17 protein-coding genes and 1 pseudogene are annotated in these 14985 nt (G+C 47.6%); 16 read left to right on the plus strand and 2 right to left on the minus strand.

All coding sequences use genetic code 11. The annotated features are described in order from the left end of the window. The first annotated feature begins 12 nt into the window (after nt 1-12). The 5 genes from pcoC (at nt 13) to pcoE (ending at nt 4111) form a co-directional block, all read left to right on the plus strand. Nucleotides 13-393, plus strand: a complete 381-nt coding sequence (gene pcoC / locus ABVM99_RS08135; RefSeq protein ID WP_023321956.1) for a copper resistance system metallochaperone PcoC — start codon at nt 13-15, stop codon at nt 391-393. A gap of 55 nt (nt 394-448) precedes the next feature. Beyond that, nucleotides 449-1327, plus strand: a complete 879-nt coding sequence (pcoD, locus tag ABVM99_RS08140) for a copper resistance inner membrane protein PcoD (protein ID WP_306430878.1) — start codon at nt 449-451, stop codon at nt 1325-1327. Nucleotides 1328-1381: 54 nt separating this feature from the next. Further along, entirely contained in the window at nt 1382-2062 is a 681-nt protein-coding gene (gene pcoR / locus ABVM99_RS08145; RefSeq protein WP_001188930.1) for a copper response regulator transcription factor PcoR, read from the plus strand. Beyond that, nucleotides 2059-3459, plus strand: a complete 1401-nt coding sequence (pcoS, locus tag ABVM99_RS08150; RefSeq protein ID WP_058799615.1) for a copper resistance membrane spanning protein PcoS — start codon at nt 2059-2061, stop codon at nt 3457-3459. The genes pcoR and pcoS overlap by 4 nt, the downstream gene beginning before the upstream one ends. Before the next feature lie 217 nt (nt 3460-3676). Further along, complete coding sequence (gene pcoE, locus ABVM99_RS08155) at nt 3677-4111, plus strand: copper resistance system metallochaperone PcoE (RefSeq protein WP_058799614.1); 435 nt, start codon at nt 3677-3679, stop codon at nt 4109-4111. Nucleotides 4112-4389: 278 nt separating this feature from the next. On the opposite strand, the pseudogene ABVM99_RS08160 reads toward pcoE, so the two are convergent. After that, a pseudogene (locus tag ABVM99_RS08160) lies at nt 4390-4623 on the minus strand (S24 family peptidase); the annotation flags it as partial. A gap of 338 nt (nt 4624-4961) precedes the next feature. On the opposite strand from ABVM99_RS08160, the gene ABVM99_RS08165 reads away from it, so the two are divergent. Further along, nucleotides 4962-6059, plus strand: a complete 1098-nt coding sequence (locus ABVM99_RS08165; protein ID WP_139379931.1) for a hypothetical protein — start codon at nt 4962-4964, stop codon at nt 6057-6059. Between the two features lie 612 nt (nt 6060-6671). Here the strand turns inward: ABVM99_RS08165 and ABVM99_RS08170 are convergent. After that, on the minus strand, nt 6672-6938 hold the full coding sequence (locus tag ABVM99_RS08170; RefSeq protein WP_000226128.1) for a hypothetical protein: 267 nt from the start codon (nt 6936-6938) through the stop codon (nt 6672-6674). A 116-nt stretch (nt 6939-7054) separates the two neighbouring features. Here ABVM99_RS08170 and ABVM99_RS08175 point away from each other — a divergent pair, with 116 nt between their 5' ends. The 10 genes from ABVM99_RS08175 (at nt 7055) to ABVM99_RS08220 (ending at nt 14907) form a co-directional block, all read left to right on the plus strand. Next, complete coding sequence (locus tag ABVM99_RS08175) at nt 7055-7945, plus strand: integrase domain-containing protein (RefSeq protein WP_001096463.1); 891 nt, start codon at nt 7055-7057, stop codon at nt 7943-7945. Further along, entirely contained in the window at nt 7938-8183 is a 246-nt protein-coding gene (locus tag ABVM99_RS08180) for a hypothetical protein (protein WP_058799612.1), read from the plus strand. The genes ABVM99_RS08175 and ABVM99_RS08180 overlap by 8 nt, the downstream gene beginning before the upstream one ends. Nucleotides 8184-8640: 457 nt before the next feature. Further along, a complete protein-coding gene (locus tag ABVM99_RS08185) occupies nt 8641-9057 on the plus strand; it encodes a hypothetical protein (RefSeq protein WP_000559511.1) in 417 nt (138 codons plus the stop codon). An 88-nt stretch (nt 9058-9145) separates the two neighbouring features. After that, nucleotides 9146-9511, plus strand: a complete 366-nt coding sequence (locus tag ABVM99_RS08190; protein ID WP_001003975.1) for a hypothetical protein — start codon at nt 9146-9148, stop codon at nt 9509-9511. Nucleotides 9512-9665: 154 nt separating this feature from the next. Beyond that, nucleotides 9666-9974 (plus strand): hypothetical protein, encoded by a 309-nt coding sequence (locus ABVM99_RS08195; RefSeq protein ID WP_032676630.1) that lies wholly within the window; start codon nt 9666-9668, stop codon nt 9972-9974. An 81-nt stretch (nt 9975-10055) separates the two neighbouring features. After that, nucleotides 10056-10679, plus strand: coding sequence for a hypothetical protein (locus ABVM99_RS08200; RefSeq protein WP_058799611.1), 624 nt, complete (start codon nt 10056-10058; stop codon nt 10677-10679). A 95-nt stretch (nt 10680-10774) separates the two neighbouring features. Beyond that, nucleotides 10775-11767 (plus strand): ArdC family protein, encoded by a 993-nt coding sequence (locus tag ABVM99_RS08205; RefSeq protein WP_058799610.1) that lies wholly within the window; start codon nt 10775-10777, stop codon nt 11765-11767. 91 nt (nt 11768-11858) lie between these two features. Continuing rightward, nucleotides 11859-12812 carry a DUF1281 domain-containing protein gene (locus tag ABVM99_RS08210; protein WP_000493293.1) on the plus strand — a complete coding sequence of 318 codons (954 nt, stop codon included), beginning with the start codon at nt 11859-11861 and terminating at the stop codon, nt 12810-12812. Nucleotides 12813-12942: 130 nt separating this feature from the next. Beyond that, a complete protein-coding gene (locus ABVM99_RS08215) occupies nt 12943-13626 on the plus strand; it encodes a hypothetical protein (RefSeq protein ID WP_000793034.1) in 684 nt (227 codons plus the stop codon). A 105-nt stretch (nt 13627-13731) separates the two neighbouring features. After that, the gene (locus ABVM99_RS08220) at nt 13732-14907 is read left to right on the plus strand and encodes an IS4 family transposase (RefSeq protein ID WP_058799609.1); all 1176 of its coding nucleotides are present in this window, start codon (nt 13732-13734) and stop codon (nt 14905-14907) included. Nucleotides 14908-14985: the final 78 nt, after the last annotated feature.

Raw genomic sequence — 14985 nt, forward strand, 5'->3', positions numbered from 1 at the left:
CAGGTAAATAAAATGTCGATTTTAAATAAAGCCATTCTTACAGGTGGCCTCGCTATGGGCGTTGCTTTCTCTGCTATGGCCCATCCTGAGTTAAAAAGCTCTGTGCCACAGGCTGATTCAGCCGTAGCGGCCCCGGAAAAGATTCAGCTTAATTTCACAGAAGATCTGACCGTGAAATTCTCAGGGGCTAAATTAACAATGACCGGGATGAAAGGCATGTCATCACATTCGCCGATGCCAGTCGCGGCAAAAGTGGCACCAGGCGCTGACCCTAAATCAATGGTCATTATCCCACGAGAACCTCTGCCAGCCGGCACTTATCGTGTTGACTGGCGCGCGGTTTCTGCAGATACACACCCTATTACCGGCAATTACACTTTTACAGTGAAGTAATATTATGAACGACCTGATTATGATTGTTATTCGTTTTCTTCTTTATCTTGATTTGATGGTAATATTTGGATTGCCATTTTTTCAGATATATGGAATAAGCGGTGTCAGACATGAAACGTATAACCTGACTAATTTCAGGTCGTTTATAACCTTTGCTGTTGTTGCTGGCATCATTCTCACTGGTATTAATATGCTCCTGGTATCTAATGCCATGAGCGGAGTAACTGATCTCAGAGAATTATCTATCCATATTATTGAGATGGTGATAGAAGAAACTGATGTAGGTATTAGCTGGATTGTCAGGCTCTGTGCCCTGTTTACCACACTCGGTGCTTTGTTCCTTTACACTAATAAGAGAGTATTGTCCTGCCTGCTGATGACGATGAGTGGGGGCGTGGCGCTGGCTACACTTGCCTGGGGAGGACACGCCGTTATGCATGACGGTCTGCATTACTATCTCCATTTACTGAGCGATCTGACCCATCTCGGCGCTGCAGGAGCCTGGACAGGTGCTCTGGTTGCATTTGCTATCCTGCTGATGCGCAGAAACGAGCATAATGCACAGAGCGTCATTGTGATATCTGACTCCCTGGCAAAATTTGCCACGGCAGGAACGGTGATTGTTGTAGCCCTGATCCTGAGTGCGCTGGTCAACTATCTGTACATTGCTGAGGGTAACTTAACTCCCTTATTCAACAGCTCCTGGGGGGGGATATTGCTTGCTAAGACGGCTCTGTTTGTTCTGATGCTTCTTCTGGCTGCAGCAAACCGGTTTCACCTGGGTCCCCGGCTTGAAGTTATGGTCAGGGAAGGGAATTATGATCGCAGCGTTGCCCTGATGCGAAACAGCATCCTGACAGAATTCGTTGTTGCGATTATCATTCTGGGCGCCGTAGCGTGGCTTGGAATGCTTGCTCCGTCTCAGGTCAGCTAGGGGACAGCCAAAGCTCATGCGTGAGATTTTTACTTTCATATCAGCGAGTTGACCATGCAGCGTATTTTAATCGTTGAAGACGAACAAAAAACAGGTCGTTACCTTCAGCAGGGACTGGTTGAGGAAGGCTATCAGGCCGATCTCTTTAATAATGGCCGCGACGGTCTCGGGGCCGCGTCGAAGGGACAGTATGATTTGATAATACTGGACGTGATGCTCCCTTTTCTCGACGGGTGGCAAATCATCAGCGCACTGAGGGAGTCCGGGCATGAAGAACCGGTCCTGTTTTTAACCGCAAAGGATAACGTGCGGGACAAAGTGAAAGGGCTGGAGCTTGGCGCAGATGACTATCTTATTAAGCCCTTCGATTTTACAGAGCTGGTTGCACGTGTAAGAACCTTGCTGCGACGCGCCCGCTCTCAGGCAGCCACAGTTTGCACCATAGCAGATATGACCGTTGATATGGTGCGCCGGACCGTGATCCGTTCGGGAAAGAAGATCCATCTCACCGGTAAAGAATACGTTCTGCTTGAGTTACTGCTGCAACGTACCGGAGAAGTGTTACCCAGAAGCCTTATCTCGTCCCTGGTCTGGAACATGAATTTTGACAGTGATACGAATGTGATTGATGTGGCAGTGAGACGCCTGAGAAGTAAAATTGATGATGACTTTGAGCCAAAACTGATCCATACCGTTCGCGGTGCCGGATATGTCCTGGAGATCAGAGAAGAGTGAGGTTCAAAATTTCCCTGACCACGCGCCTGAGCCTGATTTTTTCTGCAGTGATGCTTACGGTATGGTGGTTATCCAGTTTTATGCTGGTGAGCACCCTGAATGGCTATTTCGATAATCAGGACCGCGATTTTCTGACAGGTAAACTTCAGCTCACCGAAGAGTTTCTTAAAACAGAGACGTTCAGGAACAAAACGGATATTAAGTCATTATCAGAAAAAATAAACGATGCGATGGTGGGGCACAATGGCTTATTCATTTCTATAAAAAATATGGAAAATGAAAAAATTGTGGAACTGTATGCCAAAAATTCTGTTGTTCCAGCGGTCCTGCTGAATAAGTCGGGTGATATTCTCGACTATATGATCCAGACGGAAGAAAATAACACAGTGTACCGTAGTATCTCGCGGCGGGTTGCCGTGACGCCGGAAGAGGGTAAAAGCAAACATTTCATCATTACGGTTGTCACAGATACCGGGTATCACACCCTGTTTATGGATAAGCTCAGTACCTGGCTGTTCTGGTTCAATATCGGTCTGGTCTTTATTTCTATTTTTCTGGGCTGGCTGACCACACGTATTGGTCTGAAACCGCTACGGGAAATGACCAGTCTGGCTTCCTCCATGACCGTACACAGCCTGGATCAGCGTCTTAATCCCGATCTGGCTCCGCCGGAAATTTCTGAGACCATGCAGGAGTTCAATAACATGTTCGATCGCCTGGAGGGGTCATTCCGGAAACTGTCTGATTTCTCGTCTGACATCGCGCATGAGCTGCGCACACCGGTCAGTAATCTGATGATGCAGACGCAGTTTGCACTGGCTAAGGAAAGGGATGTTTCGCATTACCGCGAAATCTTATTCGCTAACCTGGAAGAACTGAAAAGGTTGTCACGAATGACCAGTGACATGCTTTTTCTGGCACGTTCAGAGCATGGTCTGCTGCAGCTGGATAAACATGATGTGGATCTGGCAGCCGAACTGAATGAATTACGTGAGTTATTCGAGCCCCTGGCCGACGAAACAGGAAAGACAATCACGGTTGAAGGAGAGGGCGTTGTTGCCGGAGACAGCGATATGCTGCGACGTGCTTTCAGTAACCTGCTTTCCAATGCAATCAAGTATTCTCCCGATAACACCTGTACAGCGATACGCCTTGAGCGTGACAGTGACTGTGTGAACGTGATGATTACGAATACGATGTCTGGCCCGGTTCCCGCTAATCTGGAACGTTTGTTTGATCGGTTCTATCGAGCAGATTCATCAAGGGTCCACAACACGGAAGGCGCGGGGCTGGGATTATCAATTACAAGGTCGATCATTCATGCTCACGGCGGCGAGCTGTCAGCAGAACAGCAGGGGCGGGAAATTGTGTTCAAAGTGCGCCTGTTAATGGATTAATCCCGTTATTCAGGAGAAACCTGGAAGGTGACAAAATTGTCATCATTCAGTCACGCGATAAACAGAGGCGGTTTTTTATAATCATTCATAAATCAGGAGCAGAGTGATAACGCAATCGCCTGGTTCCTGGAGTGATGAATAACCCGCCCTGAGATCAAATGCTTTCTCTGTTATAAGCCGTTGATTGTTTGGGTATGAAAACACCGGAGACCCAACCATGAAAAAGATCCTTGTATCATTTGTTGCCATTATGGCTGTCGCTTCATCCGCCATGGCTGCAGAGACAATGAACATGCATGACCAGGTAAATAATGCCCAGGCACCCGCCCATCAGATGCAGTCAACCTCTGAAAAAAGCGCTGTTCAGGGAGACAGTATGACAATGATGGATATGAGCGGACACGATCAGGCTGCAATGTCCCATGAAATGATGCAAAACGGCAACGCTTCTGCCCACCAGGACATGGCGGAGATGCATAAAAAAATGATGAAATCCAAGCCAGCAGCTTCTAACGAAACAGCAAAATCATTTTCCGAAATGAACGAGCATGAGAAAGCCGCTGTTATGCATGAGAAGGCGAATAATGGTCAATCTTCCGTTATTCATCAGCAGCAGGCTGAAAATCATCGCAGCCAGATCACCCAGAATTAACCCGCAGCTCCACTTGTTAGACCCTCATTTGACGCCGAAGTCACTGGCTTACGCTCCCGTCCGGGAGCGTTTTTTTAACTCTCTCATAAATTTTCAACTGTCAAGGGAATGGCATTCATCTGACCAACGTAGTCACGCAACGCTAGATAACCGCATAAACCTTTTTTCCCGTGTAACTTGCAGTTTCTACGTAAGCGTGCGCCGAGAACCGTATTGACTGAAGTTGGTTATTCCGCTCGCAGTATTACTCGCCACAGCAGCAGTTCACTGACCCGTCCTGCCTTATCCACAATCATCAAATCGCCTGAATGTAGACCAATGTCCGTCATTGAGTTCCCTATGGTTCGTACAAAATAAGTCGAGCCCCTCCGCTGAATACAGTATTCATTCAGGTCAAGTTCCGTTTTTACGTAATATTGTGCCGGCGAAGGGAATCCGGCAGGGCATCGCTCAGTGAAAAAGGGGGCGGTAAAGGGCCCGGAGCTGGGCGCTGCTGGGACAAAACGAAGCATACTAAACCTCAAACAATACTGTATGAATAAACAGTATTGTTAATCTTTTTTGGACGCTTTCAAGTTGTATCAGCAGAGTTATTGGTAATGCCCTGTTATTGCGCAGGAAATTTTAGCTATGGAAGAAAGGAGTAACAAATGCCTGACAACCCCTGCTGGCTCTATGTGGTGTAGGAAGGAGAGCAGTGAAAGAGGCAAAATGCATCAATTTGTAATCACTCTGATGCTTTATTTTGGTTTTTATATCTGATAATGTCTATTTAAATGTAATCACATACTTGAGGGTAGGCATGTTCAGATTCACACAGTTACTACAAAGCCTGATCAAAACGGGGAATATGGTTGCTGAAGATCGCATATCACAACTTGAAGATACATCCGTTAAGGAATTAACTACAGTTCGACTTCGTCCCGAAACAAAGGCCTACTTGCAGTCGCAAAGCGAGACTCTTGGCGTTTCACTTTCTCAGGTGATTAATATGATCCTTGACGGCGTGGTTTCAATGGAAATGAAACCAGCAGCTGATAACAAAATCAAAGGAATATATGACAGGATTATGTCGCTGTTTGAATTGCATAACATCAATACAGTTGATATGGCGAAAATGCTCTCCGGCTATGGGATCAAGTTATCGCATATTCGAAATCCGGATAAGTTTATTGATATTCTTTCAATGGATATGATTAAGGAGATAGCTAACTGGTTTTCGATTAATTATAAATGGATCATAGGAGAAACAAACGAGTTATATTCTCCTCGGGATAACACCTGGTATAAGGATTCCTATGGTTTCTCGCTACTGTTGTTGGAGAAATCATTCCGACATTCTGATCTTAAGGTTTCTGTAGTTAAGGCAAATAATGTATCTTTTGAGAAAGCTGAGAAACTTGAAGAACAATATTCCAGGTTGTATGTCGGATTCATATTAAGTTATACATCTAAGGTTAATGGTGTATCTTTTACAAAATACGAAGTTTGCGAATTCCAGAGATGGAATTATAATAAATGTCGTGGTTACTTAAGATTCATTTTTTATTTTTTGGATTCTGTCAGGACGAGAATAAACTGCCAGGGCGTATCATTCAATGAAGAGATTGTTGATGGTTTGATGGCAGGTAGGTTATTTCCATCAACAATTAAAGGGATGTTATCAGAAACTTGGTTCATTGCAGAACGAATAGGGCATATAGAAAGTAATTACGATGTAGAGATAAATCCAGTTGAGTATTTGAACAGGTTTAACAGACTTATACGTTTATTTCGATTCGGTAGTTCTGTGACAATTTTAGATATTGAATATACAACGAAAGATTTTTCATATGGATGGATTATAAAGTATTCATGTAATGGGGAATATCATACGGAGTTTTACCACAGTCTGGCCACTGGTCTGGACGATATTTATGATAAGTTCATCGTCGAGAATCCTTCATAAAGGTGACTAGTGATTACATGTAAATCATTAAAGGAACCCTTCAAATTTTGGAGGGTTTCCTGCAGACTCGTCTTCCATGTCACAGATAAAAACTTGATAAAGGATCACGCTCCGATCTAATATCTTTCTCGTTGTACCGTTGCGTTGTATGCAACATGCCAATGCCTCGGTGATCTGAGAGAGGCGCCTTCGGGTGATCGCCATGCCAATGCCACCGTGACCTGAGAGGTGGCGCCTTCGGGCGGTAACTTCGTTTACCCTTTGAAAACGAAGATCGCATACAGTTTGAATCTGGCGATGAAGGTCCCTTTCACTTCTGTATCTGTTTTTCAGATACGTCTTGCAGCCGTTGTCTGGTCGCAATTTTCTTATCGTTTTCACTTTTTATGACGCTGCTGGCCATTGCGAACTTTGCGGTGTGGGTATGACCATTTGGAACATTTGGGCATATTCCACGACTGCATTGAGAGCAGAGGAGCGCGGCGTCACTTGTGCACGAGTGAAACGAGTACCAAGTGACGCGCGCAGCGCATAACTGGCAGAGCTGACGCACTGCCATTTCGACAACTTTTTTACCAACTGACCAACACGTACTTAAAGGTTTTAAGGGCCTTAAAAACGTACTTCATTCACTGCTTGTTCATTTATCAACCAAACGTCTTTTCCGTAAAAACGGGTAAGGACTTCATTCTGAAAGGAGAAAATCGACACGATATCGATGGCGACACCAGTCAACATACTGGTGTGTGGAAGCAGACTGATTAATTTCAGCCCGGTGCAAACCGCGAACAGGTCAGAGACCTGGGGAGCTTCGCAATAACTCAACATTTCGCCGCCCCGATGCACAGATATCTGTCGAGACGCAGGAAGCGCAACCATAAACCGTGCCGTCGGGGTGAAATTCATCGTCTGTAGCTGTGGCGCAGCCGGTGTCAGTGCTTTTCCGTTCAGGCAGACGGAAAAGCACTGACACCTGTTTAAATGGAGGGTTGTTTATGGCAAAACTGAATAAAAATCTTAAAACGCTTGCCAGGCAGGCAGGGGGAAGTTTTAAAACCGTTTCTGACCGAATGAAAATTGCGGACAGGTTTGCCGAACGTTTATTAAAACTTAATGTTCAAATCAGAGATATTAAAAATATCAAGACGGGGCATATCGAGTTGTATATGAAGAGCCGCCTTTCAGAAGATATTTCCAGACGCACACTTCAGAACGAAATGGCAGCTATCCGGGCTTTGTTACGTGTTGCGGGGAAAACATTCATGGCAAATCCTTCTCATGAAAAACTGAGCAATCAGGCTCTGGGTATTTCGGAAACGAGCCGGGATGGAACTAAGGTTGCTATTCCCGATGCTTATTTTCGGCAGGTATTGACGAGTGTAGAGCAAAAGGATGATGGCGTTGCATGTGCAATGAGATTATCCAGATTACTCGGGTTAAGAACAGAAGAAACAGTACAGTCTGCTAAATCGTTGCGTACCTGGCAAAAAGCTTTACTCAATGGTGACGAAAAAATACGTGTTGTATTTGGGACAAAAGGAGGACGACCAAGAGATACAACGGTATTAGATCGTGAGTCAACTCTGGCTGCAATAAATGCGTCCCTTAAACACTTGAATGAAAATAATGGAAAGTTGATTGATAAGCCATCATTACATACGGCTATTGAACGTTATCGCAATGTTGTCCGTGAGTCCGGATTAACAGGAAAATATGCGCCTCATAGTTTACGCTATGCCTACTCTGTTGATGTCATGAATTATCATATGAAAAGAGGCTTCACTAAAGAAGAGGCACAGGCTCTGGCATCAATGGATTTGGGACATGGCGATGGCAGGGGACATTACGTGGCTCGTGTTTATAATAAGGTAGAGGGTAATGAGTAAAAGCATTTTTGTTTCTGGTGAGGATTTGGTTATTGATCGTGTGTTTTTGGGATGGAAGGAAAGGATTTCACGTATTATCGATAGGGGGCATTACGAGGTGGCCTGTTCACAGGAGGCTCATGCGCATTACGGCGACAAATTTACCCGTATTGATGCCTGTCTGTATTTCATACGTGGCGCACTGTCTGAAACTTTCAGGAAATCACTGAGAGAAAAAGAAAACGCTCATGAAATATAAAAATATGATCCTTTTTTTTGGTCAATTTAAACATGACACATTTTCTCAGGATATTCTCAGCAGTAGTGACTTTCCCGTTAAGGGCTTCATCGTCCTGGTTCAAACCACAATGTGGGAAGATCTTTGCGTTGACACTATTGCCTGAGGTGCGGGAATTGTGTACGCTTAATTTGCTAACGTTGTCTCTGACAACTGCCAATGCCTGAGTGATTTGAGACAGGCGCCTTCGGGTAATCACATGCCAATGCCATCATAACCTGAGAGATGGCGCTTTCGGGCGGTTCAAACCTGTTTAACCTTTGCAAACAGGAACCTGATTACAGGTTAAGGTCCTTTTCTACTTCACTTCACACTACCAAACACCTGATTTACTCATCCGGCATTTTTGGCCTGATTCTCACCCTGAGGGATACTTTCCCTTTGGGACGGTTCCCTTTTTTCATAAGGAATCGTACCCATGCATTACACCAGAATGATCAATCCGCTCGCGTTACTGAGTTGTGACTCACCCGCTTCTGCAAAAATCATTGTGGATTACGTAAAAACTCAGCTTAACGTTCGTCTGGATAACAAACTCATGGTCGACGCAGATCCTCAGGTTCCTGCTGACGGCCTTCCTGATTACCTGACTTTTCTCAGACATGTCGCGCATACAGTTGGTTTTGCAACTGAGCATGGCTTCATAAAACATACCTTTGTCGAAGAAGCAGTGAGTGAGCTTACGCTTCTGGGGACAGATGTTCACAGTTTTCACTGGAGTACAGCTTTTCTTCAGGGCGTTACCAGGTCTCGCGAGGAAAAAGAGCTGGACGAAGCTACAGAGCAATTGCGCGAAATGTTTTATCAGAGCGCCCATTTCTCAGACATCGCCTGACGGCCTTATTAGTCGAAGATTTTCTCACCCTAACGGGACTTCTGTCCCGGTCAGGGACAGGATTCCACAACTCTTTAAGGAATCCTTTATGAACGAGTTAATTCTCACCGAAGATTTTCACATCCGTGCCAGCGAGCGTAATGCTCACAAAGTTGCACTGGCTAAAGCGGAAGGCGAACTGCTGAGTATCGCAGCGCTTCGCCGCCTTGACCTAAATACCGGGACAGATGAAGACGGCTTTCCGTATTACGTCTGGGATATGGCTTCTGTTGCCCGGGAACTGGCTGAACTGTATGTTCGAAAACTTATACCGGGATCATGGGAGGCATTCTTTAACGACCTCTGCCGCATGGCAGAAGGTATTGATAAAGAAGCCTGGACATATTTCTACAAAAGCGCAGTCAAAGACGAAGAGGCCTTTCTGTCTATGGAACGCAGCGATGCTGATTTCTGACGTGAAGCACTGAACCCTATGGGGACTTTCTCCATACGGAGGTGGTTGTGTTTTCTGAATGAAGCCAGCTTATAACTGATGTACCAACCCATGCGGGGACAACCTCCCTGCATCTGCGGTGATGGTTTTCTCCGCATTAACTAAGGAGAAAACCATGAGCAGTATAATACTGTTGTTTATCACCCATACCACGCGCGTCCTCAGCCGCATTTCAGAAGCAATGCGGCAGCAGCAGGCCGAATGGTTCACCAACCGTAGCGGTCACAGCAGTTTCCGCGCCGAGGTCGTTCAGTCTGAAGGGGGTTTTACCGCCATCATTTCACGCAGAACGGGCTACAGTTCGCGTGACTGGCAGTATCAGCAACTGGCCAGCGCCGGTCAGTTTGCCTCCGCACGTAAGGCTTTACGGGCGGGACGGCAGATGGCGCAGCAGATGGCCTGGCTGCGTTACCGTTTCGACTGAATCAGTTCTGACTGATTAACACTTCCCGGAGGGACCTTCCCTCCAGGGGAGGTCTCCTCCTTATTAATTTAAGGAGTCCTGATGATTCGCTTTACCTCAACCGAATTACGCCCTCTTTTATCACAGCAGGGCGGTATGCAAAGGCCACTGCTGCTTGAAAAGAACCTTGGTATATACATCCGGGTTCCGGATGACCGAAACCCCTGCGAATGGCTCAGGGCATGGGCGGAAGGTTGTAATCCCTCGAAAGATGCAAACTGGTCGGAAAATGCAGACCTGTTAATTCCCGAGAAGGAATACGCTTTTCAGACCTTTATGGAGCAGAGCAAATTCGACGCCGTTCTGAACGAACACCACGATCTTTTTATGATGCCATCGGCCGGTCCACTGGGGACTGGTATGACAATTCGTAAGGAGACCCGTCCGCCAGAAAAGGTGTATGTCCTGGTGGAGGAATATCGCAGCAATATTCGCTGGCTCTACGATCAGTCTCTCCGGCATTTACCTGCCTGTGTAGGGAATGCGGAACGTCTGAGCTGGCGCTCACAGGCGCTGTCTGTGCTTGACAGGGTAATCCGTCTCGACTGTAAACGGGCAAAACCGGCTGATCGCACGATGTTTGAGAGTGCGGTTCGCAGCGTACGCAGCAGCGTCAGCGAGGTGATGTCTGATGGCTCTTTCCGTTACGCGGGAACCCGCCGCTAGGTTGTATTACTGACTATCTCTGACTTTTTTCCACTCCCGGTGGCGCATTCTTCCGCCCCGGGGAGGATGCGCCCTTTTTTACAGGTTGCATCCTTATGAACAAATCCATTCGCGGCCGTAAGGCCGCGCCGGCTCAGAAAGCCGATCTTTACCAGCAGGTCACCGACAAAATCATTGCCGCCCTGGAAAAAGGGGTTCCACCGTGGCGCCGGCCGTGGCGTTCTGCACAGAACGTACATGGCAGCGCGTTACCGGTGAATGCCACAACCGGCCGCCATTACAGCGGAGTGAATATACCCTTGCTGTGGATGTCTGCTGAAGAGCGGGGATTTTCATCCGATCGATGGCTGACATACCAGCAGGCGAAAGCCGTGGGTGGTCAGGTGCGTAAGGGTGAAACCAGCTCGATGGCCATCATCTACAAACCGTTTGAGAAACAGGCGACGGATGGCAACGATAACAAGCTGTTCGATAAAGACGGTAATCCCGTCATGGAGTCGCTTGCAATGCTGAAGCCGCTGCAACTTTTCAATGTCGCCCAGTGTGATGGACTGCCGGATGCTGTTGCCGGCATGCCGCCAACAGAGGCAGAAGAGGAGCGGCATTCCATACTCAGTGAACAACAACAGGAGCAGGTACTGTCAGTACTGAATGCAACCGGTGTGGTTTGCACATCGTACCGACAAAACCGGGCGTATTATCAGCCATCAACCGATCGAATTGTGATGCCTACGACTTCGCAGTTTAATTCTGAAGCTGATTATTGGTCCACGCTACTGCATGAACTGGTTCATGCAACCGGCCACAGCCGCCGCCTTAGCCGTGAAGGGATAACATCTTCTTCGCGAAAATTCGGTGATCCGGTTTACGCCGTTGAGGAGCTTATTGCCGAAACCGGCAGTGCTTTTCTTTGTGCAGAGCTGGGTATTTACGGTGATGTTCAGCATGAAAGCTATCTGGCCAGTTGGCTGAAGGTACTTCGTGACGATAAAAAAGCCTTTTTCCGCGCCTGCCGGTTTGCCCGGGAAGCGTCGGAATTTTTACTGCAGCCACTGAACCGACAACCGGAACAGAACAAGGCTGCTTAACAATAAACTTGATGGCCCTGGCCATCAGCATCCCCTGAGGGTATCTCCTCAGGGAGATGCCCTCTGTCTAAACTAAAGAGGAGTAATAACTATGTTTTCATGGTGCAAAAACCGTCTGGAAATCACTGCGAAATCTGTTTGTATTGACGTGATGCAGTCCTGGATTGCCGGCACTGAAACTCCGCGTTATCGACATGCCATACGGCAGGCCATAAAGCTGTTTCTTGCTGGATGTGCCGGGATACTTAAGCCAACAAAAGCGACAGAGTTTACTGCTTATCCGATGCTTACGGCCGCTGGTACGGGGGCTTCTACTTCGGCAAACCAGGCGTTCCAGCATTTCCTGGAATTAATGGAAAAGGATGCGTGGCTCGACAGCGCTACTATTGCACGTATGGAGAAGATCTGGGTTCAGTCCGGCCTGGAAACACTTAAATGGGAGAGTATTCCAGTTTCATCGCGCCAGATAATGTCCCAGTTGATGGCTGTTCACTATGCTGACTGGTTTGGTGTTGCCAGCTTCGGGGAACAGTTCGATCCGCAGGAGCGTTGGGAATGGCTCAGTATAATGCCGGCCGCGAGTTGTCCCTGCGATATGCTGATGATAATGCCGTCACGTCTTGCAACTGAGTTGAACGGTAACAGTGGTTTGTTCCGGGGGCTTAACACAACTGCAGATCTTTACACGCAGCTGTATGGTGTGGAGTTCCCGGCTGGTCATAAAGCCAACTGGAGCCGTGAATCACTGGGCACGATATTACTGACGTTCGATACCCCCTGGTACCCGCCATCTGGAGAGGTTATGGGTGAGATGTCAGAGCTGTTTGACTGTGAGATCCGTCATTACTGGAAATCAGTGGATGAAGGTTTTTCCGGATATAACTGTTTTGACCGCGGTGATCACGTTGACAGTGGCCCCTGGCCGGAAGAAATGCAGCAACTGAGCAACGGTGAAACAGCAAGAATGTACCTTGTCTCTACGGAAACCACAGCGGTAACGCCATATGCGGCGCCAGCGGCACAATACGGGAGCATTCGGGCCTGACACTAAACCAGGATAACCCGGGCTAACCGGTTCAACATACTGGCCACAACACTTGTTGTGGCTTTTTTTCACCCTGACGGGAAACACTGTTTCCCTGTCAGGGGCGTGTTTCCCGTTAAAGGAGACATGCATGAAAAATCTAATAAACCATGAAAAGGCGTTCATTTCGCTTTTCAACCAGACTGCTCGTTATCACCATCGACATCAGGTTTTTGAAGACTTCATCAGTTGCAGCGTTATTGCTCTTCAGAATGCCCTCAGTTTCTGCGAAAAGCGGGAGCAGAAATATCTGCGCATAGTTGCACGTTATGAAAAGAAGGATGTAGTCCGTATGGCAGAATTGCTGGCCCATGTTGTCAATGGGCTGGATGATTCACCGGGGGATTTTCTTGGACAGGTTTTCATGCAGCTTGAACTGGGTGATAAATATCGTGGTCAGTTTTTTACCCCATGGGATGTGGGCATCATGATGGCGCGCATGCAGCTCGGCAACGTTGCTGATAATTTTGCGGACAAGCCTTTTATTACCCTGGCGGAGCCAGCCTGTGGCGCGGGATGTATGGCGCTCGCATTTGCCACTGTGCTGCGCGATGCCGGTTATTCACCACACCGGTATTTGTGGGTTTCAGCTACTGATATCGATCCGCTGGCTGCGGGGATGGCTTATATTCAGTTAACGCTGTGTGGAGTGCCAGGTGAAGTGGTTATTGGCAACTCTCTTTGCGATGAACGCCGTCGTGTGTTGCATACGTTTGCGCATTACCAGGGCAACTGGCCCGGTCGTTTACGTCATGTCCTGAATCAGGCCGCCTGAATAATAAAAAGCTCCCTCCCGGGCTGATGGTTCCCCATAAATAAAGACAGGCATAGAAGGTTGTGATCTACTTAGTGTTCCACCAAAAAGTAAGGTCACTCCTCTATGCCTGTTTCACAAGTTTGCCATAAATTTTTCAGCCAGTCCCTGAACTCCATTCATCAGTACCGTAAAAACGCCCTGCTCGATATGACCGTGGCCCTGACGCGTGGTGCTTCGCTTTCTCTTACCAGCATCGGCAGATACCTGCCAGGCCCCGCACGTGTTAAGCACAAGATTAAGCGTGTTGACCGACACCTCAACAGCGACCTGATGTTCAGTGATATTCCCTCCGTCTACCAGCAGCTTGTATCCCGTCTCACCCACAGCCTTTCAGTTTGTGTCATTGTCGTGGACTGGAGTGGCTATCCTTCATCAGAGCTCAGTGTTTTGCGGGCAAGCTTATTGTGTGATGGCAGAGCTATCCCTCTGATGAGTAAGGTCATTTCCTCCCGCTACCAGAACAACTCTGCCGTGCAAAATGCCTTTCTCGATCAGATGGCTGTCGCCATCGGCAAAGATAAGCAGGTCATTATCGTGACCGATGCAGGCTTTCGCAGTAGCTGGTTTCACCACATCCGCTCTCTGGGCTGGGATTTTGTCGGACGGGTCAGGGGCAGCCTCTATTTTCAGGTCGTCGGGAATGAAGAGTGGCAGATGGCGCGGGATATTGCGTCATCAACAACGGCGCGCTATCTGGGATTCGGGCGACTGGCACGCAACGCCAGTCGTGACTGTCCGGGACATTTCTACATCGTGCATAAGCGGGCGACGGGCAGGAAAAGCCGCCAGCATTATCCCAAAACAGACAGGATGTACCGTAAAAACGCGCGTGAACCGTGGCTGCTTTTTACCAGCCTGATGGAATATAAGCCACGCGAGATAGTTAAAATTTATAGTCGCCGTATGCAGATAGAACAGAACTTCAGGGATGAGAAAAGCGAGCGCTATGGGCTGGGACTGCGGGCAAGTAAAAGTCGGGGAGAAAAACGACTATCCGTGCTTTGCCTGGTTGCAGTTCTCTACAGCATCATCATATGGCTGACGGGATATTACCTTGAAAGTAAGGGAATAAATCGATGGTTCCAGGCGAACAGTGAGAAATCACGCAGGGTGCTGTCGTATCTGACATTGAGTGAAAATGTCATCCAGCAATCGCCGGGGCTTCTGTCGGGGATGAACCCCGACAGGGTATACGCCGATATGGCGAGGACTTATCGAAACATCATCATGGTGTATTAATGATGTTTCTGGGGATCCCTCAGCCCTCCCGGGGGCTTTTTTATTGGGTATAGAGATTGAATGGTTGATGAGGCAGCA

Source organism: Salmonella sp. SJTUF15591, from assembly GCF_043356435.1.
Lineage (GTDB): Bacteria > Pseudomonadota > Gammaproteobacteria > Enterobacterales > Enterobacteriaceae > Salmonella > Salmonella enterica.

What these genes read in the sequence shown, in the direction of transcription:
- pcoC (WP_023321956.1), top strand. Translation starts at nt 13, where the DNA reads ATGTCGATTTTAAATAAAGCCATTCTTACAGGTGGCCTCGCTATGGGC.
- pcoD (WP_306430878.1), top strand. Translation starts at nt 449, where the DNA reads ATGGTAATATTTGGATTGCCATTTTTTCAGATATATGGAATAAGCGGT.
- pcoR (WP_001188930.1), top strand. Translation starts at nt 1,382, where the DNA reads ATGCAGCGTATTTTAATCGTTGAAGACGAACAAAAAACAGGTCGTTAC.
- pcoE (WP_058799614.1), top strand. Translation starts at nt 3,677, where the DNA reads ATGAAAAAGATCCTTGTATCATTTGTTGCCATTATGGCTGTCGCTTCA.
- ABVM99_RS08165 (WP_139379931.1), top strand. Translation starts at nt 4,962, where the DNA reads ATGGTTGCTGAAGATCGCATATCACAACTTGAAGATACATCCGTTAAG.
- ABVM99_RS08170 (WP_000226128.1), bottom strand. Translation starts at nt 6,938, where the DNA reads ATGGTTGCGCTTCCTGCGTCTCGACAGATATCTGTGCATCGGGGCGGC.
- ABVM99_RS08175 (WP_001096463.1), top strand. Translation starts at nt 7,055, where the DNA reads ATGGCAAAACTGAATAAAAATCTTAAAACGCTTGCCAGGCAGGCAGGG.
- ABVM99_RS08180 (WP_058799612.1), top strand. Translation starts at nt 7,938, where the DNA reads ATGAGTAAAAGCATTTTTGTTTCTGGTGAGGATTTGGTTATTGATCGT.
- ABVM99_RS08185 (WP_000559511.1), top strand. Translation starts at nt 8,641, where the DNA reads ATGCATTACACCAGAATGATCAATCCGCTCGCGTTACTGAGTTGTGAC.
- ABVM99_RS08190 (WP_001003975.1), top strand. Translation starts at nt 9,146, where the DNA reads ATGAACGAGTTAATTCTCACCGAAGATTTTCACATCCGTGCCAGCGAG.
- ABVM99_RS08195 (WP_032676630.1), top strand. Translation starts at nt 9,666, where the DNA reads ATGAGCAGTATAATACTGTTGTTTATCACCCATACCACGCGCGTCCTC.
- ABVM99_RS08200 (WP_058799611.1), top strand. Translation starts at nt 10,056, where the DNA reads ATGATTCGCTTTACCTCAACCGAATTACGCCCTCTTTTATCACAGCAG.
- ABVM99_RS08205 (WP_058799610.1), top strand. Translation starts at nt 10,775, where the DNA reads ATGAACAAATCCATTCGCGGCCGTAAGGCCGCGCCGGCTCAGAAAGCC.
- ABVM99_RS08210 (WP_000493293.1), top strand. Translation starts at nt 11,859, where the DNA reads ATGTTTTCATGGTGCAAAAACCGTCTGGAAATCACTGCGAAATCTGTT.
- ABVM99_RS08215 (WP_000793034.1), top strand. Translation starts at nt 12,943, where the DNA reads ATGAAAAATCTAATAAACCATGAAAAGGCGTTCATTTCGCTTTTCAAC.
- ABVM99_RS08220 (WP_058799609.1), top strand. Translation starts at nt 13,732, where the DNA reads ATGCCTGTTTCACAAGTTTGCCATAAATTTTTCAGCCAGTCCCTGAAC.